The 21,244-nt window shown below is 64.1% G+C and carries 14 protein-coding genes and 2 pseudogenes; 2 read left to right on the plus strand and 14 right to left on the minus strand.

All coding sequences use genetic code 11. The features are described from left to right. Nucleotides 1–19 precede the first annotated feature (19 nt). The 4 genes from BCY78_RS12480 to BCY78_RS12495 are packed head-to-tail and all read right to left on the minus strand — an operon-like array spanning nt 20 to nt 3,344. On the minus strand, nt 20–208 hold the full coding sequence (locus BCY78_RS12480; protein WP_068302233.1) for a DUF2783 domain-containing protein: 189 nt from the start codon (nt 206–208) through the stop codon (nt 20–22). Nucleotides 209–211: 3 nt separating this feature from the next. Further along, entirely contained in the window at nt 212–1,843 is a 1,632-nt protein-coding gene (locus tag BCY78_RS12485; RefSeq protein ID WP_068302236.1) for an FAD-dependent oxidoreductase, read from the minus strand. A 27-nt stretch (nt 1,844–1,870) separates the two neighbouring features. Continuing rightward, a complete protein-coding gene (locus BCY78_RS12490; protein ID WP_068302238.1) occupies nt 1,871–2,389 on the minus strand; it encodes a DinB family protein in 519 nt (172 codons plus the stop codon). A 4-nt stretch (nt 2,390–2,393) separates the two neighbouring features. Beyond that, nucleotides 2,394–3,344 carry an MBL fold metallo-hydrolase gene (locus BCY78_RS12495; protein WP_068302240.1) on the minus strand — a complete coding sequence of 317 codons (951 nt, stop codon included), beginning with the start codon at nt 3,342–3,344 and terminating at the stop codon, nt 2,394–2,396. 89 nt (nt 3,345–3,433) lie between these two features. On the opposite strand from BCY78_RS12495, the gene BCY78_RS12500 reads away from it, so the two are divergent. Further along, entirely contained in the window at nt 3,434–3,862 is a 429-nt protein-coding gene (locus tag BCY78_RS12500) for a MarR family winged helix-turn-helix transcriptional regulator (RefSeq protein ID WP_158515933.1), read from the plus strand. A 4-nt stretch (nt 3,863–3,866) separates the two neighbouring features. Then, nucleotides 3,867–4,754 carry a patatin-like phospholipase family protein gene (locus tag BCY78_RS12505; protein WP_068302253.1) on the plus strand — a complete coding sequence of 296 codons (888 nt, stop codon included), beginning with the start codon at nt 3,867–3,869 and terminating at the stop codon, nt 4,752–4,754. Nucleotides 4,755–4,758: 4 nt separating this feature from the next. On the opposite strand, the gene BCY78_RS12510 is transcribed toward BCY78_RS12505, so the two are convergent. The 10 genes and pseudogenes from BCY78_RS12510 to iolD all read right to left on the minus strand — a co-directional run bounded on the left by BCY78_RS12510 (nt 4,759) and on the right by iolD (nt 21,238). Further along, the gene (locus tag BCY78_RS12510) at nt 4,759–5,175 is read right to left on the minus strand and encodes a DMT family transporter (protein ID WP_068302256.1); all 417 of its coding nucleotides are present in this window, start codon (nt 5,173–5,175) and stop codon (nt 4,759–4,761) included. Then, nucleotides 5,175–5,684: a DMT family transporter gene (locus BCY78_RS12515; protein WP_068302262.1), complete on the minus strand. Its 510-nt coding sequence runs from the start codon at nt 5,682–5,684 to the stop codon at nt 5,175–5,177. Before BCY78_RS12515 ends, BCY78_RS12510 begins: the two co-directional genes overlap by 1 nt. Before the next feature lie 96 nt (nt 5,685–5,780). Beyond that, entirely contained in the window at nt 5,781–7,022 is a 1,242-nt protein-coding gene (locus BCY78_RS12520) for an Hsp70 family protein (RefSeq protein WP_068302263.1), read from the minus strand. Between the two features lie 181 nt (nt 7,023–7,203). Then, complete coding sequence (locus BCY78_RS12525; protein ID WP_068302264.1) at nt 7,204–9,264, minus strand: methyl-accepting chemotaxis protein; 2,061 nt, start codon at nt 9,262–9,264, stop codon at nt 7,204–7,206. Nucleotides 9,265–9,465: 201 nt separating this feature from the next. Further along, nucleotides 9,466–10,032, minus strand: a complete 567-nt coding sequence (locus tag BCY78_RS25235; protein WP_139103160.1) for a hypothetical protein — start codon at nt 10,030–10,032, stop codon at nt 9,466–9,468. Nucleotides 10,033–11,443: 1,411 nt separating this feature from the next. After that, a pseudogene (locus BCY78_RS24640) lies at nt 11,444–12,389 on the minus strand (IS5 family transposase). A 242-nt stretch (nt 12,390–12,631) separates the two neighbouring features. Next, nucleotides 12,632–17,914: a DUF11 domain-containing protein gene (locus BCY78_RS12535; RefSeq protein ID WP_158515934.1), complete on the minus strand. Its 5,283-nt coding sequence runs from the start codon at nt 17,912–17,914 to the stop codon at nt 12,632–12,634. 451 nt (nt 17,915–18,365) lie between these two features. After that, nucleotides 18,366–18,527, minus strand: a pseudogene (locus tag BCY78_RS12540) (IS5/IS1182 family transposase); the annotation flags it as partial. A 64-nt stretch (nt 18,528–18,591) separates the two neighbouring features. Then, a complete protein-coding gene (gene iolB, locus BCY78_RS12545; protein WP_068302273.1) occupies nt 18,592–19,398 on the minus strand; it encodes a 5-deoxy-glucuronate isomerase in 807 nt (268 codons plus the stop codon). 10 nt (nt 19,399–19,408) lie between these two features. Next, on the minus strand, nt 19,409–21,238 hold the full coding sequence (gene iolD / locus BCY78_RS12550; protein ID WP_068302483.1) for a 3D-(3,5/4)-trihydroxycyclohexane-1,2-dione acylhydrolase (decyclizing): 1,830 nt from the start codon (nt 21,236–21,238) through the stop codon (nt 19,409–19,411). Nucleotides 21,239–21,244: the final 6 nt, after the last annotated feature.

Genomic DNA, 21,244 nt, shown 5'->3' on the forward strand with positions numbered 1-21,244 from the left:
GGAGGGTGCTTCGGCCGCCCTATCCCTCCGCCGCCGCCAAGGCCTCGGCGATCACCGCCTCATCGCCGATGTGGTTCATCAGGATCAGGATCAGCCGTGCGTTGAAAGCATCGCTTTCAGGCTTCGATTTGCCCTGATGAGCGTCGATCAACTGCTGGTAGACGTCATCCGCGCGGGCGATGTTGCGGGTCAGGGTCAGATTGGCCATGCCTCACGCCTCCTTGCCGAGGGAACGGGAAACCGCCTGCGCCACGGCGCCTGCGTCGAACGTGGCCCAGCGCGCCGCGACATGCTGGTCGGGCCGGATCAAATAGACCGCCGAGGCGGCGCCGCCGAGATAACGGTCCTTCAGAAGCGGCGCGTCTTTCGACGACAGGGCCACCACCTCGACCGCCAGCCCCTCCAGCACCAAGGCCTCGGGCGCCTCGGTGTCGATCACCAGCAGCTGGAAGCCCGGCTTGCCCCGCACGCCCAGCGTCTCCAACAGGAAGCCCTCGCCCAACGGCAGGTCCGCGCAGGGCGAGCCCGGCCGGGTCCGCGCAGGCCCCTCGGGCAGCGCGTCGGGCGTGTTCAAGGGAGAGCCGTCATAGGTGCAGGGCACCGACAGCCGGCCCGAATTGACAAAGGGCCGGGCGAAATCGAAACGTTCGGACAGGTCCAGCACCGCATCGCGGAAGATCCGGCTGGTCTCGGATTTCGGCGTGATGAAATCGGTCGAGCGGGTCGAGTTCAGGATGTTCTCCTTCGCCCCATGGATCCGCTCGATATCGTAGCTTTCCAGCAGGCTCTCGGGCGCCAGCCCCTCCAGCACCAGCTTCAGCTTCCACGCGAGGTTGTCGGTATCCTGCAGCCCCGAATTCGCGCCCCGCGCGCCGAAGGGCGAGACCTGATGCGCGGAATCCCCGGCAAAGATCACCCGGCCTTCGTGGAACCGCTCCATCCGGCGGCATTGGAAGGTGTAGATCGAGGACCATTCCAGCGAATACTGGATGTCCTCGCCCAGCATCGCGCGCAGGCGGCGGTCGATGTTCTCAGGCTTCAGCTCGGCCTCGCGGTCGATATCCCAGCCGATCTGGAAATCGATGCGCCAGACATTGTCCGGCTGGCGATGCAGCAGCGCTGACTGGCCGCGGTTGAAGGGCGGATCGAACCAGAACCAACGCTCGGTCGGGAAGTCCGCCTCCATGATCACATCGGCGATGAGGAAGTTGTCCTGAAACACCTCGCCGACGAAATCGAGGCCCAGCATCTTGCGGATCGGAGATCCCGCGCCGTCACAGGCGACCAGCCATTCGGCCTCCAGCGCATAGGGCCCCTCGGGCGTGTCGATCTGCAGCGCGGCATGGTCGGCGAACTGCTCCAACCCGGTCACGCGGTTCTTGCCGCGCAGCTCGATGGGCGCGCCCTCGGCCTGCATCTGGCGCAGGCGGGCGACGAGGTAATCCTCGAAATAGTACTGTTGCAGGTTGATAAAGGCCGGGAATTTGTGCCCGTCCTCCGGCAAAAGGTTGAATTCGTACACTTGGCGGTCGTCGAAGAAGACCTTGCCGAGGTTCCAGATGACGCCCTTGTCGACCATCTCGACGCCGCAGCCCAGCCGGTCGAGGATCTCCAGGGGGCGCTTGGCAAAGCAGATCGCGCGCGAGCCGAAACTCACCTTGTCATTGTCATCAAGCACCACGACCCCCACGCCTTGCTGCGCAAGGTCGATGGCCAGCGCGAGGCCGACCGGCCCCGCCCCCACCACCACGACGGGGTGGCGCACCGGCGCGGGCGCGTCCTGATCAGCGCTGCGCTGATAGGCGTAGAGCGGCGTCTCGAAGATTTTCGGTTGCACGGTCATGGGTTCTCCTCCCCGATCAGGCGGTCGTCAGGTGAAATAGGCCTGCGCCGAGGGGACGCGGCCAAATTCGAGATGGAAATCGTCAAGCTGCGGCGGCGCGAGGCCCGCATCCGCCACCATCGTATGCGCCTGCCCGCGGTGATGGACCTGATGCTGGAACAGGTGCAGCAGGATTGGCCCCACCTGTTCCGTGACCGGGCCGTGGCGGCGCAGCGTTGTGCGCGGCGCGTCCAGCATCTCGGGCGTCAGGCGCTGACAGAATTGGGCGAGCCGCATGTCGGCCTCGGCCTGACGCGCGGCGAGGCCCGCCACGCTGTCCTGTTCCGGCGCCTCGTCAAAGGCGCGGGGGCCGAGCCCGCCTTCCTCCAGCGCGTCGAGGTAATAGAGGTCGACCCGCCAGATATGGTTGAGCGTCGCCTTGAGCGAAGGGAAGAACCCCGGACGCGGCGCGGCGAAGGCCTCGCCCGAGAGGCCCGCGATCGCCCCATAGAGCGTCGTATTCGCCCAGGCATTGTTCAGCGACATGGTCAGGAACGGGTCGCGCATCGGCTCAGCCCTGCAGGTCGGCCCACATCTGCTGATCGCGCTCGGCGGTCCAGATGCGGGGGGTGTCGATACCGCGGGCCTCATCATAGGCGCGACCGACGTTGAACGGCAGGCAATGCTCGTAGATCGCGTAATCCTTGAACTTCGGGTCGCATTCCGCGCGCACGGCGTCCCAGGCCTCTTTCAGCGAGCCGCCACGGGCCACAACACGCGCCACCGGCTTATAGGTCGAGCGGACGAAATCGGCAGTGTTCTCGATGGCGGCGGCGACCATGTCCTCGCCGACAAGTGCGTCGCCGCGACCGGGCGCGATGGCCTTGGGCTCAAAGGCCGCGATGTTGGCGAGCGTGTCTTCCCAGTCCGAGAAATGCCCGTCACCGCAATAGCAGGCCGAGTGGTATTCGACGATATCGCCGGTGAACATCACCTCCTGATCCGGGACCCAGACCACGGCGTCACCGGCGGTATGCGCGCGGCCGAGGTGCATGATGTCGACCCGGCGGTTGCCGAGATAGACGGTCATCGAGTCCGAGAAGGTCGTGGTCGGCCAAGTCAGGCCGGGGATTTCCTCATGCCCTTGGAAGAGGCGGGGGAAGCGGCCGAATTCGCTGTCCCAGTCCTCCTGCCCACGTTCCACCACCATCGCGCGGGCGGTGTCGGACATGATGATCTCGCGCGCCCCATAGGCCGAGGCCCCCAGCACGCGGACGGCGTGGTAATGGGTCAGAACGAGGTGGCTGATCGGCTTGTCGGTGACCGAGCGGACGCATTCCATGACCTTGCGCGCCAGACGGGGCGTCGCCTGCGCCTCGACGATCATCACACTGTCATCGCCGATGATCACACCGGTGTTCGGATCGCCCTCGGCGGTGAAGGCGTAAAGCCCCTCGCCCACCTGCGTGAAGGAGATCTTTTTCTCGGCCATGTCGCCGGCCGACGCAAAACTCTTGGTCATCCGCAACGCTCCCGTTTCTTGTCTATGCGAATCATGTTCAGGCAGGGTATTGGTTGAAAATGTAACTATCAATGCGAAGACGTAGAGATATGTTTCTAAAGGGATATCTACCCTACAGGCTCAATCTTCTGGCCGAATTGACGTCAGAGAACACGCAGGCGATCTACCGTCGGCGCCATGATCTGACCCGGCCGGAATGGCGGGTGCTGGTCAATCTGGCCGAGGCCCCGTCCCTGACGGCCTCCGAGCTGTGCGACCGCGTGCCGGCGCACAAGACCAAGGTCAGCCGCGCGCTTCAGGCGCTGGAGGAGCGCGGCTGGGTGACGCGACAGACAGACCCCTTGGACCGGCGCGTCGCCCATGCCAGCCTCACCCTGAAAGGCAAGCGGGCCTTCAACAAGATTCGCCCCGAGATGGAGGCGGCCACCGAGGCGATGCTCGCCCCCCTCAGCGCCGAGGACCGCCAGAAGATCGACGAGGGGCTGAAGGTGCTGGAACGGCTGTTCGGGAAGGAATGAGACGATGAAGAAACCCGTGGTCGGGCTGGCCTTAGGCTCGGGCGGTGCGCGCGGTTGGTGCCACATCGGCGTCCTGCGCGAGTTGGAGGAGATGGGCATCCGCCCCGACGTGGTGGCCGGCTCGTCGATGGGGGCGCTGGTCGGCGCGGCCTATGCGGCGGGCAAGCTCGACGCGCTGGAGGATTGGGCCCGCAGTCTGACCCTGCGCACCATCCTGCCGCTGATCGATATCGGCATCGCCGGCGCGGGGATCATGGGCGGCACCGGGGTGCTGACCATGCTCAAGGGCCTGCGCATGCCCGACAGTATCGAAGAGCTGTCCCTGCCCTTCGTCGCCGTCGCCACCGAGTTGCGGCACGGGCGCGAGGTCTGGCTGCGCGACGGGCCGCTGGCGACGGCGGTGCGGGCCTCGGTCTCGATCCCTGGCCTGTTGCGCCCGCAATACCACGAGGGGCGCTGGCTGATCGACGGCGGCGTGGTGAACCCGGTCCCGGTCTCGGCCGCGCGGGCCTTGGGGGCGGAATCGGTGATCGCGGTCAACCCGGATGCGGGCGTGGCCTCGGGCTATTACGACATCGCCGAAGCGACGCCCCGCAGTGCCGCCTTCAACGCGCTCATCCCGCAATCCTTGCGGAATTTGTGGCGTAACAACAAGGATATGCCCGACACGCCCGAGCCGAATTACGTGGCCCTTCTGAACGCGACGCTGGATATCATGTCCGACCAGATCCGCCGCTCCCGGCTGGCGGGCGACCCGCCGCAAGTGTTGCTGGGCGCGCGGCTGAAGGGCGTGTCGATCATGGACCTGCACCGCGCGCGGGAATGTATCGACGAAGGCCGCCGGATGGTCCGCGCGCAGGCCGAGCATATCGAGGCGGCGCTGGGGCTGTAGTGCCTCACCGCCGGCTGAGCGCCACCCCGGCCAGGATCAACGCGACACCGCCAAGCTGCATCCACAGCACGGCATCCTCGCCACGCAAAAGGTCCAGCGCGACGCCCGACAGCATCTGCCCGGCGACCAGCAAGCCGCCGGTCATCGCCGCGCCCAGCCGGGGGATCAGCCAGCTGCCCAGCCCCACGAAGGCCACGCCCACCGCCCCGCCGATCCAGGCGATGAAGGGGGCGGTCGCCGCGCCCTCCGGCCAGAATGAGCCGGCGCCGAGAACCACGATGGTGAGGACCGCCAAGCCCACGACATGGTTCCAGAACGACGATTGCAGCGCCGTGGTCTGCAGGGCCAGCCGTCCGTTGATCTGGCGCGACAAAGCCACCAGCATGCCCCCGGCGAGGGCCAGCGCGATCATCACTAGCATCAGCTCATCCCCCGCGAGAAGATGATCAACAGCGTGCCGACCACGATCGCCGCGAGCGACAGGAGCTGACGTCCGCTGGGGAGCCGGCGCTCAATGCCCATGGCCCCGGTCGCGTCGAAGATCAGCGCCAGCGCCATTTGTCCGACGATGCCCAGCGCAAGCGTCCCGGTCAGCGCCAGTTCCGAATTCGCGGCCAGCGAGGTTGCCACGACCGTCAACGCCCCCGAGATCCCGCCGAGATAGGCCCAGAGCGGCGCATGCCGGCGCAGGACGGTGCGATCCTTCTGCGTCCCGCGCAAGCGCCAGAGGGCCAGCAGCGCGAACGCCGCCACGACAGAGCCCACACCATGCGCCGCGAAGGACGAATAGAGCGCGCTGGTATGGGCGGCCATGGTGCTGTTGGACAGCAACATCAGCGTGAGCAAGCTGCCCGTGCCGAGGGCGGCCAGGATCACCAGCGGCCCTGCAGGGTTCCGGGTTATGGGGGTGATCGGGTCGGGATTTGCCATGGCAAAGGCTCCTTGCTGCGGCGTCTCCCTCATGCCCGAGGGGGGCGCGGGTGTAAACACTCCCCGCGCCCATGATGCTCGTGCCAGTGGTCGGCGTCAGGCCGTGGCGAGCGCCAGACCGTCGACGACGGCAGTAAAGGCCTCGGCTTTGCGGATCTGCGCTGCCGGGCACAGGGCGCGCATCTCTTCCTCGACCATCCTCATCAGGCTGGAGCCGCCGACAAGGATCACGTCATCCACAGCGCCCGGTTCGATGCCGGCCGCGTCCAGCGTCTGTCGCGCCGCCGCGTGCAGATCCGCGCGATATTGCGCCAGCGCGGTGTTCAGGCTGGTGGCGTCAATCGGAGCGGAGAGGCCGGGCTCGACCTCGGCCAGCGAGATGCGGCCGGCGCCGTCAGGATGGTTCGCCTCGATCTTGCCGCGCTCGACCGCGAAGGCGAGGACGTGGCCGAGTTCTTCCTCGATCACTTCCTGGAAGCGCTGCAGGCGATCGGGTTCGACAGCCATGCGGGTCATGTCGGCCGCGAGCCGGCGGGTTTCTGGCGAATAGAGGAACGGGATTGTCGCCCATGTCGACAGCTCGACATAGGGCGCACGCGGTACGGGCAGCAGACCCTCCCCCATCGTGCGCCGCAGTTCGGAGCCGAGGCCCAACAGCGGCATGGCATGGCTCATCGAGACGGCATGGTCGAAATCGGTGCCGCCCAAACGGATGCCGTGGCTGGCGAGGATCTGCGGCTTGCCCTGACGGCTGCGATAAACCGAAAAGTCCGAGGTACCACCGCCGATATCAACGATGATCCCGGTTCCTTCAGCCCCGCCCAACCCGTGGCTGGCCAGTGCAGCCGCTTCCGGTTCAGGCAGAAAATCCACGCTCTCGAACCCTGCGGCGAGGTAGCAGGCGCGCAGATCGGCCTCGGCCTTGGCGTCCCGCTCGGGGTGATCGGAGTGGAAGTGTACCGGACGCCCGGACAAGGCTCGGGTGAAGCGCTGGCCGGTTTCGGCCTCGGCCCTTTCGCGCAGAAGACGCAGGAAGGAAGTGACGATATCCGCCAAGGTGCGGCGCTTGCCGGCGATCAGACGGGATTCGTGGAACAGGGGCAGGCCCAGCACCGATTTCAGCGCGCGCATGTAGCGGCCTTCCTCGCCGGCAATCAGCGCCTCTGATGCCGCGGCGCCGACCCGCATCGCCCCCCGGTCGGCGGGAAAGAAGACGGCTGTCGGCAGCTTGTCGCTACCCGCCTCGATCGGAATGCGGCGGATACGGTCTCCGTCCAAAACGGCCGCCGCTGAATTCGACGTGCCGAAATCGATCGCCAGGCTTTGCGTCAGCGTCATGTCGCCCCCGATGTGTCTCTTGGAATGCTCGCGAAGGCGCGGCACCTAGGGCAAAGACGCGCGGGATACAAGGGGCAGGCACCGTTGGAGAGCGCGACGGCCGGAAGCCCGCCCCTGCCGACTCACGCCGCGCAGGCGAGGCGTCGGCACCGAAGCTTCTTGTCAGGGGGGCCGGCCACAGTCAGGCGGCCGAGCGACGACGCTCCTTGTCCAGCCCCTTTCCCGTCTGGAACGCGCCGACCAGCGTCGACAAATCGCCCGACTGGTGGTTCAGCGTCGCGATCAGATCCGAGCTTTCCTGAACCATGGCCGCATTCTGTTGCGTCACTTGATCGAGCGATTCCATAGCCGCCTTGATCTCGGCAATGCTGGAGGCCTGCGCCGCGGCCTCGCCGGCGATATGCTCCATCGCGCCAGTCGTTCCCTCAACCCCCTCGCTGATCTGGTGGAAGGACTTCGCCGCCTGTTCGACCAACGAGACCCCTTCCTCGACAATCGCTATCGAGGCGCGGATCTGCGAGCGGATCTCGTTCGTCGTATCGGCCGAGCGCACGGCAAGCGCCCGAACCTCGCCCGCGACGACCGCGAACCCGCGCCCGGATTCGCCCGCACGGGCCGCCTCGACCCCAGCGTTGAGCGCCAAGAGGTTGGTCTGGAACGAGATGTCGTCGATCAACGCGATCATGCGCGTCATCTCCTCCGAAGATTTGGAAATCTTCTGCATGATCGCGATCGCCTCGTCGACGCGCCCTCGCCCTTCGACAGCGGCGCTGCGTAGTCCGGTCGCGGATTGGCCGGCGGATCGCGACGAACGCGCCGTCCCCGCGACCATGTCCGACAATTGCGAAAGGGCGGCGGTCGTCTCTTCTAGCGCGGCCGCTTGAGAGCCCGTGCGGCGCGACATATCCTCCGTCGCGCGGTTGAGATCGCTACTGGAACGCTGGAAGGTCTCGACCGCCATGGAAACGCCGCCCAACGTATCGCGCAGGCGGAGGACCGCTTCATTGAAACCGTCGCGAAGGCTTTCGAACTCGGGCGGGAATGGCGTTTCAATCTGGCACAACAGATCCCCATTCGACAGCCGCATAAGCGCCGCATCGAGATGGTCGATCACATCCTCGCGCTGGCGACGTGTGGCGTCGGCGATACGCTGATCCGCGTCCTGCAAGGCATCGCGGGTCCGCTCGACCGTGTCGAACAACGTGTCGATTTCCTCGGCGATCCCGGCTTTACGGGTCCAGCCGTCGAAATCCCGTTCACCCAACCGGTCCATCGCCTCCTTCAGTGCTGCGAAACTCCCATTGAACGTCTTCACGACATTGAGCGCGACGAACAAGCTTCCGCCGATAGCCAAAAAGGCAACCGCCACCACGAGTCCGAGCCGGAGAACCGCACTGGAGGAATGCGCCGCGGACACTGCTGCAATATCTTGATAAACCTCAATTTCGAACTGCCGAAGGGTATCAATCCATTCCGTTGCTGCAGCGAACCATTGCGGCCCCGATATGCCTGGAATTGCGGCATTCGGACCCGCCGAAACGACGGCGGACCGCATCTCGGCCACGGCAGTTCCCTGCGCCAAAGTCGTCAGGTCGCGGTCAATCCGTGCCTCCCCCAGTTCGACCTGCGCCATACGCAACTGGGCAATCTCCGTCGCGCCACGTTCGACAAACGCTTGAAAGACCGTCGGAGCGAAGGCCCCTGAGCCAAATCCCGTGGCCCCCGCCGCACGCTGAAGTCCTGCCGCTTCCTTGGCCTCCGCCAAGGCGAGAATGCCCGCCGAGAGGCGCACGATCTCGGGGTCCGCAGGCGACAGAAGCCGGCTTTGGGTGCGGCTCATCACCGCGCGGACGGCCGCCGTGTAAAACTGCCCGACCTGAGGGACATTGACCGCCTGGCGGTCGATCCTGTCGCGGAACGCCTCAAGGTCTGAAAGCGCGGACACGATGTCGTCCGGAAGTGTCCCGATGTCGGCCAGAACCCGATCCGTCTCGCCCCGCATTTCCGGCAACGTCGTCGCGAAATTCGCGCCCTGTGACGCGATGAAGCCGGCGCTTTGGCCACGCTCCACCTGCAGGCGATGAACCAGGTCGCCCCAGGCAACCCCTTCGGCAACGGCCAATTCTGTCCTTGAGGCGTCTAGAACACGCAACACCTCCTGCCCCGCCAAATAGACGCTGACAATTGCGAGCCCGAGAAGAGGGATCGCGGCAAGAGCAAGGACCTGATGACGAAGTTTCATGGGTCTCTCCGACAGGGACTGGAAACGAACACCGCTGAACGAGAGGATTAGCATCACTGTATGAACGAGTGGTTTAGGCGCATCGCCCGGGAACCGTGGACGCCTTCTTCCCGAATTTTGAGGCGAGGAGGCCGAGATGGGCATAGGCAAGTTCAGCGACGCGTTCATGCGTGACGCAGTCGCGCAGATTACCGAGCGGGGCTACCCTCGCAGCAGCGTGGCGGCGAAGATGCGCGGCCTCAAATCCTTGGGCGAGCGCGTCGCGGCAAGGGCCCCTGACGCCAACACGCCGAAATCTTCATACGGGCCGCCCTCATCGATCGCTTCAAGACGCCCGACATCGCCGACGTCGTCCGCGCATCCTGAACCTGAATGAGAAAGAGGCCCCCACGCTTCAGACCGCCTTCCTGCAACAAAGCCCATCGGACGCGCCACCGCCCACACCACGGATCGAACAGATCCGAGCGCAATCAACGAACGAGAATAAGCGTATACGTCCATAGACTTGAAAGCTATCCAGCGCCCCAAGTCATTCAATGATGATGGAGGATGGCGGAGACGAAGGGCTTCCAACCCCAAGCTACTGTTATTATAAAACAGATACTTACCTGATAATTTTGGCATCATTTGAGCAGCGCGATGTGCAGCAAAAAGTGCCACCTCACCTTGGTGCGACTGGCGATCAGCGGCACCGTATCCGAACCTCAAACCATTGCAACCTGCTTCATATGGCACGCCGTCCACCGCATGCCGCAGTCCCGCTCTCATCGTTTCTCGGCGGGTTGTTCGAGGTTCTCGATACGGGCCCAAGTGCGCTCGTGCATAAGCGGACTCTGGAAGGCGCCGCCCGATGTCATCGCCGCAAGCTGACGACCCAAGTCCTCCATTCCATCACTCGATGCCCTTACGCCATGGCGGTGCAGGCTGGTGTCGTTGTCGCGTGATTCCTCCTCGCCTCCGTGCCTTTGGTGCGGTGCGGGGGCGAACACCCACTGGAGCAGACCGGACTGCAAGCCGGGCATATCCCACAGACGCCATAGCCTTTGACCGTTGAGCGAATTCAATGGGGCCGGCTGCCTGACCGTGAGTCAAATCGGGCGATGACGATCCGGGGACTTTTAACCCACCCCGCGCTGAGCCGGCTCCTTCTGGGCCAGCGCAGAAACGCGACGACAAAACCCACCGGCTCTGTCGAGGAGATCGGGGACTGCGATGGTGCTGATGGGCGCGGTCGCGGGCTGAGTGCAAAGCTCAGGGGGAAGCGGCTGGCCACCGAGATCAGGCAACGCGTAGATACGGATCGTGGCAGCGAAGGGCCTTCTCCTACATGCTGGGGGGAAGGAGCGGGTGGCCGGATTCTTCAATTGCACCAGAATGTTATTGCATAACATTACTGCACTATAGCTAGACGCTCTTACTGTCAGTCGTTTGAGGGATTACTCTAAAGGTCTTTTGGCTCGGCTTATCTGCAGCACCGTCCAGAGCCTCATTCCGTGTTGGCAAAGACTTTCGATCGCACTCGGCGCGCAAGAATGAAGACCATTCTAGCCAATAGATATGACAACACGCTCGACCAAGCCAGTATTCGAGACCCGAATGTCCGAAGGTGCTGATGCGTGCGCTGCGTGAGCGGATCTGATGATCAGCCTAAGGGCAATCAACTGGAAGTATAGCTACTCCCCGCCACAGGAGCGCGGAATTCAGCCTATGGGCGATTAAATCGCTACCTTTGGTAGAGTAACTGCAAGATATCCCATTGCTAGGGGCGCCGAACAGATCTGTTGGGTATCGGGCTTCTTCGCACCTCTAGGTGTTTGATGGTGCGATCCATTCGACGGAATGGAAGGAAGCACGACGAGACAAGTTCGCCGTGGCAGCGCCTCAACCGGATAAATGCGGTACACTCACTTTCTTTGTCCTTAACAGGGACGACAATCGATGCACCGTCAATGGTCCAACAACGAGTAAGGATGATGACCTCGCTTCGGTCAGCGCACTAAGAACGCTGCATGCGAAATGTTAAATATTATCTTTTGAATCAATCATTTAACTCCGAAACAAGCCCTCGGAAGAACTCCTCATTGGGGCACAGAGCTTCTCAAAAACCGCGGGGCCACCTTTCACGACTGTGTTGCACAAATCCGCTGACGATCGAGTTCCCCCTGTCCCCCGGACAGACTTATCGTACGACCGTTGTGACGGGTATTCCGAGGGCGGTGTAGCAGTTCAGGACAGCGATGTGGACCTGGAGTTCGGCGACCTGGCTGTCGAAGTCCCACGCCATAAACCGCTGCCCCAGCAGCTTCAGGCAATGCATCTTGGTTTCGACGCGGCTTTGACGGTGATAGCTACACCATCGTACCCACAATGCGGGGTCGAGGTAGTTGCAAGCCCGCTTCGCGGCGCGCCACGGCGCCGGCAGTGATCGCTTTCCATGGCTTCGCGCTCTCGTGGGCCGGGATGGCAGCTTGGGCGCCGCGATCGGCGTTTGCATCATGGCATTTACGGGTGTCTTAAGCCCTGTCGGCGGTAACACTTCCGATCTTCTGGTCCACCGTGATCTGGTCGAGCAGATCTGCCAGCACCGGCGCATCCATTGCCCGGCAGGTGCATGCGGAGCACGCTGCCGAGAGGGGCCGATGCGGCTTCCGATGATCTCGACGGCCAAATCTTCCAATGTATGTTTGTCGATCTCGAGGCAGGTCTGGCGCAAGATCCACCGTCTGGAACCCTCATGTTTGCGGGCGCGCCGCTCGACTTTTTCCCCCACCTTAATACCCATGGGCTACTTGGAGCCGGTAGCGGATGTTCACCGCTAAGGTCTTCTGGCTGCGGGATAGCGTGCTGAAATCACGCACAGTTCAGTCCACGCTGACCAGGCGCAGAAGGCTCTCGACAATGCCGGTCGTCTGGCAGAGCGCCATGCCGAACGGTACCGTCACCGATAGGCAGATTTGGATTGCTGCGTCACTGTAGGTGTTCTGTCAGTCGCGCTTACCGTGCGGCACTGCATCCCATTTAATCTCGCGGTCGAACCAGATCTTCAGCGATGCTCGGCGCTTGAGCGCTTCATTGCATGCTGGCCAGTTCGCGGTTTTGTCGATCACGGGTGTCGATCTGCTTATGCCACCCAGCTACCACGTTGGATTCCCGGGATGAATCCCCTCTCAATTTATGCAACACAGCCCAGCTGTAGCGCCGAGCCCGGGCATGCACTAGGACCGAAAACGGAACACCCGTTGGGTGCAGGCCAGGAGCAGGTCACAGCGATTGCAAGGGACAGCGCCCACCACAACACGCACAGCGGCAAGCCCATGCCCCTGTGCGTGCCAAGTGGTTTGTAACCGTTGACAAGAATTGCGGACCGTCAGAACTCCATCATCATCGAAGCGCTCGCCTGCAAGGCACCGGTGTCCGCAGCTGAAACCCCGAGGCGCATGACCCCGTCAATCCCGCGCAAATGCCGCTCATATGACAGCCTAAGGGCGATGGTCTCGCGCAAGCTCGTATGACTGGCGTCCAGCTCTGCCGTCCAGATGGCCTGTCCGTCGCGGCTGAGCATCGTCGCGTCGATGAGCAGCCCCACACCACAGCTTGTCTCTATCCCAAGCGCGCCTTCACATAGTACCGAAGGCGTGATGCCAAAGCTGCTCAAAGCGGGGCTATCACCCTCCGAGACCTCGTGCCGGAACTCCACTTCGGCGAAAGTGCGCCAGGTGCCAACGCGGTCCATCCGGAAGCTGCCGGCTTGCTCGCGGGCCCCTTGGGTCGCGGTCAGCGAGACACGCGCGCCCGGCGCATAGGCCAGATCGAAGCCCAGTCTTGGCGCTATCGCCAAGGCACCAGCCTGGAACGGTCTGGACAGAGCGGCGCCGGCGAAGACAGCCGCATAGGTGTAGCTGCCGTCTGCGGTGATGGTCACGGCGCGCGGGAAGTCGAAAGTGAAGCTGTGCCGCCCGATTGCTCCAGCGAGGTAGTAGTCGAGCATCCCTTCGGCCCCCAGCCTGCGGGCACCATAGATCCCGCCGTAGACGCCGATCCCGTCGATCCGCCCCTCGGCATCCGAGCGCTGGATGTCGGTGCGGCTGAGATACCCGCCCCAGAAGCGGCCCCGAAGGCGATCAGCGCCAATGAGACGCTCGGCCCGGTGGGTGTAACTGACCATCGTCTGGTTGCCGGACAGCTCAGTCTGACTACTCGATACTTCTACAGTGTCGATCCGCCATTCCTGTCGGATGCAATCCCAAGCCTCGCGGTAACTGTTGCCACTCGCCTCGATGCCCGTGTCATCGGCGTGCAGCGACAGGTCAGTCTGTGCAACGTCCTCACTCTCGCAGCCAGACGGAGCCCCGTTGCGCAGTCGTTGCGCTGCCCCTCTGGCATAGCCTGAGAAGCTATGGCCCAGCCGGTACAGGGTCTCACGCAAGTCATCCTCGAGGATCGCTTGCAGATCATCTCGGATCTCGTCGATCAGCCCGGCGAGTTCGACAACCGTTGGCTGCCCATGGCCGGCGCCAAGGATGTCGTTGCCCCCCGGACGGCTTTCGAGAACCAGCGGTGCGCCCCAAGCGTCAGTCGCCGTCAGCGTCGCGAGATTCTCGATCCGGTCGAGGTTCACGCTGGTGCCATCGAGCGTCACGGTGGCCGTCCAGGTCCAGGTCTCGCCCGGATCGAGGATGCCGTCCGTCGTCACTCCGGTCTCGGCGACCAGCGCCTCGTCCGCAGTGAGCGGGTCGTCGAGGCTCAGACCGCTCACCGCCAGCGGGCCGGTGTTCTGCGCCGTGATCGTGTAGCGGATCACGTCGCCCACCCGCGCCGGCGTATTCAGGCCGGTGGTATCGGCCGTCTTCGTCAGAACGAGGGCCGTCGCCACCCCGGTCGGATCGAGTGGAATGTGGTTATGCACCACTCCCATCGACAGCGAGGCCGCATTGGTCCAATCTGGGAAATTCATGGCGAAGGCGAGGTAATGCGTCGTATCCTGTCCCGCCGCGGGGGCGGTGGCAAAGGGCACGATTTGTTGCACGCCAAGCCCTGTACCCGGTGTCAAAGCGGTCTGATGGGCCGGCAGCAGGGTCGAAGTCTCATAGCCTGGTGCCGTGACCTGCAGCGTGTAGGTTCCCGAAATGGCCGGCGATTGCAGCAGGAAAGAATAGAGCCCATCCGCCCCTGTCACATGGTTGTTCAGGTTTCCGCTCGCGGCGAGCCAGGCGTCCGGCACGGGGCTGCCGTTGATCAGCAGCGTGACGGTGGCTCCGGTGATCGGGCTGCGGCTGACGGCGTCATAGACAACACCACTCGGGTCGACCATGACCGCGTCGACACCGCTGACAGTCCGGTTTGCGCCCAGAACGATGTCGATGCCGCAGACCTGATCCCCTTGCGTTTCGCCACGCACGGAATCCCCGGGTGTCGAGATTACTGCCTCGTCCTCTCCATGATCGAAGCGGATACAGAAGCTGCCCGGTTCGAGGCCGATGAAACTATAGCGGCCGCGACTGTCTGTTGAGCTTGAGGCAAGGACTATCCGGCTGTTGGCCTCGAGCAGGGTCACGATCGATCCCGCACGGGCGCCGCGCATGTCGGCAACGCTGCCGGCGATCGACCCGAGGAAGGTCACCGTCGCGATGTCGTTGTCCTGCGCGGTGCCAGAGAGGTCATTCACCGTCCTGCCGACGCCGAGGATGCCGATGCCGGTCGCCTGGTTGGTGACTGCCCCCGCCAATACGTCCGCTGCCGTGATCGTATAGCTCGCCGTGAAGCTGGTGCTGTTCGACGCGCCCGGGGCCAGAGAGGCCAGCGCGCCGCTCACGCTCACCATCGGATCGCTGACCGTCAGGTTCGTCAGCGTCACCGACCCGGTGTTCACCAGCGTGAAGCTGTAGTCGATGCTGTCCCCGGCGCTCACCCCCGGCGTGCCGTCGTCGTCGTTCAGCGTCGCACTCTTGATCAGCGCAAGCCCGCCCGTCGCCGAGAGCGGCGTTTCGGTCGCATCGTCATTGTCCGACGCCGTGCCCGAGGTGTCGCTGACCGTACCCCCGCCCGGCAGAGCGCCCGAGGCCGTCGCCTGGTTCGTCACCCCGCCCGCGTCGATATCGGCCTGGGTCAGCGTATAGCTCGCCATGAAGCTGGTGCTGTCCGACGCCCCCGGCGCCAGCGAGGCAAGGCTGCCCGAGACCGTGACCATCGGATCGCTGACCGTCAGGTTCGACAGCGTCACCGACCCGGTGTTCACCAGCGTGAAGCTGTAGTCGATGCTGTCCCCGGCGCTCACCCCCGGCGTGCCGTCGTCGTCGTTCAGCGTCGCGCTCTTGATCAGCGCAAGCCCGCCCGTCGCCGAGAGCGGCGTTTCGGTCGCATCGTCATTGTCCGACGCCGTCCCCGAGGTGTCGCTGACCGTACCCCCGCCCGGCAGAGCGCCCGAGGCCGTCGCCTGGTTCGTCACCCCGCCCGCGTCGATATCGGCCTGGGTCAGCGTATAGGTCGCCGTGAAGCTGGTCGAATCCGACGCCCCCGGCGCCAGCGAGGCCAGCGCGCCACTCACGCTCACCAGCGGATCGCTGACCGTCAGGTTCGACAGCGTCACCGACCCGGTGTTCATCAGCGTGAAGCGGTAGTCGATGCTGTCCCCGGCGCTCACCCCCGGCGTGCCGTCGTCGTCGTTCAGCGTCGCGCTCTTGATCAGCGCAAGCCCGCCCATCGCCGAGAGCGGCGTTTCGGTCGCGTCGTCATTGTCCGACGCCGTCCCCGAGGTGTCGCTGACCGTACCCCCGCCCGGCAGAGCGCCCGAGGCCGTCGCCTGGTTCGTCACCCCGCCCGCGTCGATATCGGCCTGGGTCAGGGTATAGCTCGCCGTGAAGCCGGTGCTGTCCGACGCCCCCGGCGCCAGCGAGGCCAGCGCGCCGCTCACGCTCACCATCGGATCGCTGACCGTCAGGTGCGTCAGCGTCACCGACCCGGTGTTCACCAGCGTGAAGCTGTAGTCGATGCTGTCCCCGGCGCTCACCCCCGGCGTGCCGTCGTCGTCGTTCAGCGTCGCGCTCTTGATCAGCGCAAGCCCGCCCGTCGCCGAGAGCGTAAGCTCTGTGACATCGTCGGTGGTGTTGCCGTCCGTTAGATCGCCGTCTTCCGTAACGTCGGTGAGCTCGCTGCCACCTGTAGGTGTCGCGCCAATTGTTGCCGTGTTGATCAGACCGCCGGCATCGATATCCGCCTGATTCAGCGTGTACGTCGCACTCATCGTGGTGCTTCCGCCAACTGCCAGCGTTGCGACGCCGGCAGCACCAAAATCACTGGCACCGAAACCCGAAATGGCCCCGCCGCCGGCCCGGATCATGTCGTCCGAGATCACTCGAAGTCCGCTCAAGGGGACAGTGCCGTCGTTATGGACGGTTATGGTCCATGTCACCTGATCACCGGCACTGGGGCCGGCAATACCGTCGAGATCGCTCAAGCTCGCGGTCTTGACCGCATGGAAGGCAGCGATGTCGCTGTCGCTGATCGCTCCGGTCGCGGCGATGCCGCCAATCGTCAAGGTGTAGGACTCCGTCGCCTCGATCTCTGCGTCGTCGGCGGCAGCTATCGTGACGGTAAAGCTGGCAACACCCGCCGGAACACTGAGCGTCCCGCCGGACAGGGTTACACCGTCAGAGAAGCTTGGGGCGCCGTAATCGGCTGCAGTACTGGTGACGTCTGCAAGGCTGAATGCCAGCGTGGTGACGTTGCTTGTCGGGCCGGACAAGGTGACGGCATGAGCCAGATCACTGCCTTCGAGCGCGCTCGCGGACCCGACGGCCGACACCGTCACGTTGGAATCATTGTCATTGATTGTGCCAGTCGCCGTCACACCACCGACCAACAAGGCGTAGCTTTCGGCGCTTTCGATGTCGGAATCGTCAACGCTGGGCACCGTCACGGTGAAGGAGCTGATGCCGGACGGCAGGTAGAGCGAGTTTCCGTTAAGCGTGACGCCGTTCGAGAAGCTGATTGCACCGATATCCGCGTCGGCGGTCGTGGTATTCGTGCGGCTGAACGCCAGCACTTCGGTCCCAAGGCTCGGGCGCGACAGGGTGACCGTGTGAACAAGGGCGGTACCCTCGGTTTCCGTTGCAGCGCTGACACTGGAAACGGTTGCGAAATAGCTGTCGAGTTGCGCCGCGATGTCGGCAGCCGTCGCGTTGGCCGATGTCGAAACCGAGCCGAAGCTGTCATAGATGCTGCGGTAGCTGCTGCCGTTTCCAATCACCACGAGGAACGTCTGGTTGCCGAAATACATGGCCAACGGCGTGCCGAAATCCGCGACGAAGGTCACGGCCGAGATCACCGTGGACCCTGTAGGCGCGCGACGATTGAAGTAGCCGGAGCTACCTGACGGGCCGCAGATCAAGATGTTGGAACAGGTGACGACACCCCGAAGCACGCCGGAACTCAGTGAATTCGAAAATGTATCGTTGTCCGGCGTCGACACGAAACGGGCGGTCGGTGCCAAAGGCTCCTCCCCGAGTCGCGAGAGGAGCGCGATATTCCCGGTCGAAGAGCTGGCCTCGTACAGGTCAAGGAGGATGAAAGAAGCCGCCCGGCCTGAACCCGACGAACCGATGAACAAAGCGAGGATCAGAGCAGCAGTCGCGACAAAGCGCGAGACCAACATAGCGGGCATGGATGTGGGGACTCCGGACAAAACAACCCGCTGTAGAGCCCGACTTCTTTATTATCGGTTACGCCAGAAACATCTGAAAACACACGCAAAAGTAGAGCACGAAAGTCCGGTGGCGCCAGTGGCCTGTTGGAAGAATACTTCCCGATAGCTCGACGGTAGCGGGCCTTGAAAAGCTACCACTTTGAAAAGGGTGACATATTTATATTTAAGAATACCTCTCGCCCCTCCGGCACACTCGGGGAACGGAGTGCTGCCGGTTGAAAGCGGACAGACACTGCGCTCGAGAACCCATCAAATTGTCTTCATCTCTCGGGCAGCTGGGACTGACATCTCCCGGCAATCCCCCATTTTCTACGGGGGCTCGGTCGTAGAATCTACGTGGCCATTTGACCTTGTTACGCAAATCAGACGCCAGGATGATCCGCCCCATTCTCCACATGTGTCAGGCGACGGCCTCGATCTCGGCCCTTCCCAGAGCCGAGTAGCGGTTCATGATGGCGCTGCGGATCTGAATTTCGGCGGTCTGGCGGTCGGGGTCGCAGGACCTGCTCCGGTCGCCAGAGAGCTTGAGGCAGTCCATCTGTGCTTCGGCGCGACTTCGAGCGGCAGCAGAAACTGAGACGCCAAGGCGTCTAAGAAACGCGGGGCACCTCATCTATACGCGTCGCTCAGGCGTCCCGCTCAAAGATCCACTCGACCTCGGGCGCGGCAACGAAGCGCCATTTGCGCAGCGGGCCGGCCATGACGTTGAGATAATACATCTCGAACCCGTGCGGCGCGCCGCAGGGGTGGTGACCGCGCGGCACCAGAACCACCTCGCCGTCGCGCACGGCCATCGTCTCGTCGAGCGCGCCGTCATCGGTATAGACGCGCTGGATCCCCCACCCCTCGGCCGGGTTGAGCCGGTGGTAATAGGTCTCCTCGAGATAGGTGATGCGCGGGAAGTCGTCCTCGTCATGCCGATGGCTGGGATAGGAGGACCAATGCCCGGCCGGGGTGAAGACCTCGGTCACCAACAGGCTGTCGCAAAAATCCTCGTTCTCCATCGCGATATTGTTGATCCAGCGCGTGTTCGGCCCCTTGCCGCGTTGGGTCAGCGTGATGCCCTCCGGCCCGATGCGCCGCGCCTCGTGGCCGCCCATGCCCGGTGCGGAACAGATTGCGATGGTGCAATCGGTCGTCGCCTCGGCCGCCCAATGCTGGCCGTTCGGGACGTAGAGACAATGCGGCGCGGTCTTCTCGAAGACCGACATCCGCTCGCCCAGCTCGCCCCAATCCTGCCCGGCGGCGCGCAGATGCGCCTTGCCCTCGACCATTACGAGGATCACCTCGCGGTCGCCCGTGGCCTCGGTCACGCTTTCGCCCGCACGCAGGCGGTGCAGCGCGAAGCCGACATAGCGCCAGCCGGCATTCGCGGGGGTGATGTCATGCACCTTGCCATGGGTGCCGAAGGGCTTACGCAGAAGATCGGGCATGGCGGGTTCCTCAGTCGATGACGCGCTGCTTGGCGGTGTTCTCGGTGTAGCGCGCGCGGGCCTTCTCCAGTCGCTCGGGCCCGCCGACCTGCGGCACCGCCACATCCCAGAAATGCCCGCCCGCGCCGGTGCCGGACACGGCCTCGGTGTCGATGACGATCACGCTGGGGATGTTGCGACCCCGCGCGGCGGTGATCTTGGCTTCCAGATCGGCGATGGAGACGGCCTTCTCGGCATGTGCGCCCATCGAGCCCGCATGGGCAACGAAGTCGATCTCGGGCTGAACCTCGACCAATGAGTCCTTGTACATGTTGTTGAACTCGGCCCCCCCGCATTCCTGTTGCAGGCGGTTGATGCAGCCATAGCCGCGGTTGTCGGTCAGCACGATGGTGAAGGGCACGCGGCGCATCACGGCGGTCGCGAGCTCGCTGTTGGCCATCATGTAGCTGCCGTCGCCGACGAAGCAGATCACCTCTTTTGACGGATCGGCCAGCGCGATGCCCATGGCGCCCGCGACCTCGTAACCCATGCAGGAATAACCATATTCCATGTGATAGCCGCCCTGCGCCGCCTGCCACAGCACCTGCAATGCGCCCGGCATGGTGCCCGCAGCGCACATCGCCACGGTGTTGTCCTGCGCCACGCGTTGCACCGCGCCGATGACCTGCGCGTCCGAGGGCAGGCCGTCATGGTTCGGCGCCGCCGTCACCCGGCGCACGAGATCATGCCAGTCGCTCCGCGCTGCCGGCTTGTGCCAGTCGAAACGCGTCTCACCCAGCAAGGCCGAGGCCTTTTCCAGCGCCACCCGCGCATCGCCGACGACCGGCATCGCATTGTGCTTCGTGGCGTCATAGCCGTGCAGGTTGATGGACACGAGCCGCCGCGAAGCCTCGCCGAACACCGTCCACGACCCGGTGGTGAAGTCCTGAAACCGCGTGCCGACGCCGATGATCAGATCCGCCGAGGCGGCCAGTTCGTTGGCGCAGGCCGAACCCGTCACCCCCGGCGAGCCGAAGTTGAGAGGGTCTTCAAAGGACAGCCCGCCCTTGCCCGCCTGCGTCTCGACGAAGGGGATGTTGTGCTTGGCGGCGAAACCCGAGAGCGTCGCCTCGGCGCCGGAATAGAGCGTGCCGCCGCCCGAGACGATCATCGGCCGCTTGGCGGCCCGGATCGCCGCGACCAGATCCTCAACCTCACGCGGATCGGGTTCGGGGCGGCGGATGCGCCAGACCTTGGGCGTGAAGAAGGCCTCGGGATAGTCATAGGCCTCGGCCTGCACATCCTGACAGAAGGCGAGGCAAACCGGCCCGCAATTCGCCGGATCGGTCATCACCGCCAGCGCGCGCGGCAGGCAGGTTAGCAGATGCTCAGGCCGCGTAATGCGGTCGAAATAGCGCACGACGGGCTTGAAGCAGTCATTCGCGCTGACCGTACCATCGTCGAAATCCTCGATCTGTTGCAGCACCGGATCGGGGCGGCGGTTGGCGAAGACATCGCCGCAGATCATCAAGAGCGGCAGCCGGTTCACATGCGCCAGCGCCGCAGCGGTGACGAGGTTCGTCGAGCCCGGCCCGATGGACGAGGTCACCGCATGCGCCCGCGTCCGCCGCTTGGTCTTGGCATAGGCGATGGCGGCATGCGCCATGGTCTGCTCGTTCTGCCCGCGCCACGTCGGGAAGTCATCGCGATAGCGGTGCAGCGCCTCGCCGATGCCGGCCACGTTGCCATGGCCGAAGATCGCCCAGATCCCCTCTATGAAGCGCTCGCCCTCCTCGGTCTTTTGCACCGAGAGCCATTTCACCATCGCCTGAGCGGCGGTCAGCCGGATCGTTTTCGTCATGTCCCA

The sequence above is a fragment of the Pararhodobacter sp. CCB-MM2 genome (genome assembly GCF_001691415.1).
In the GTDB taxonomy this organism is placed as follows: Bacteria; Pseudomonadota; Alphaproteobacteria; order Rhodobacterales; family Rhodobacteraceae; genus Pararhodobacter.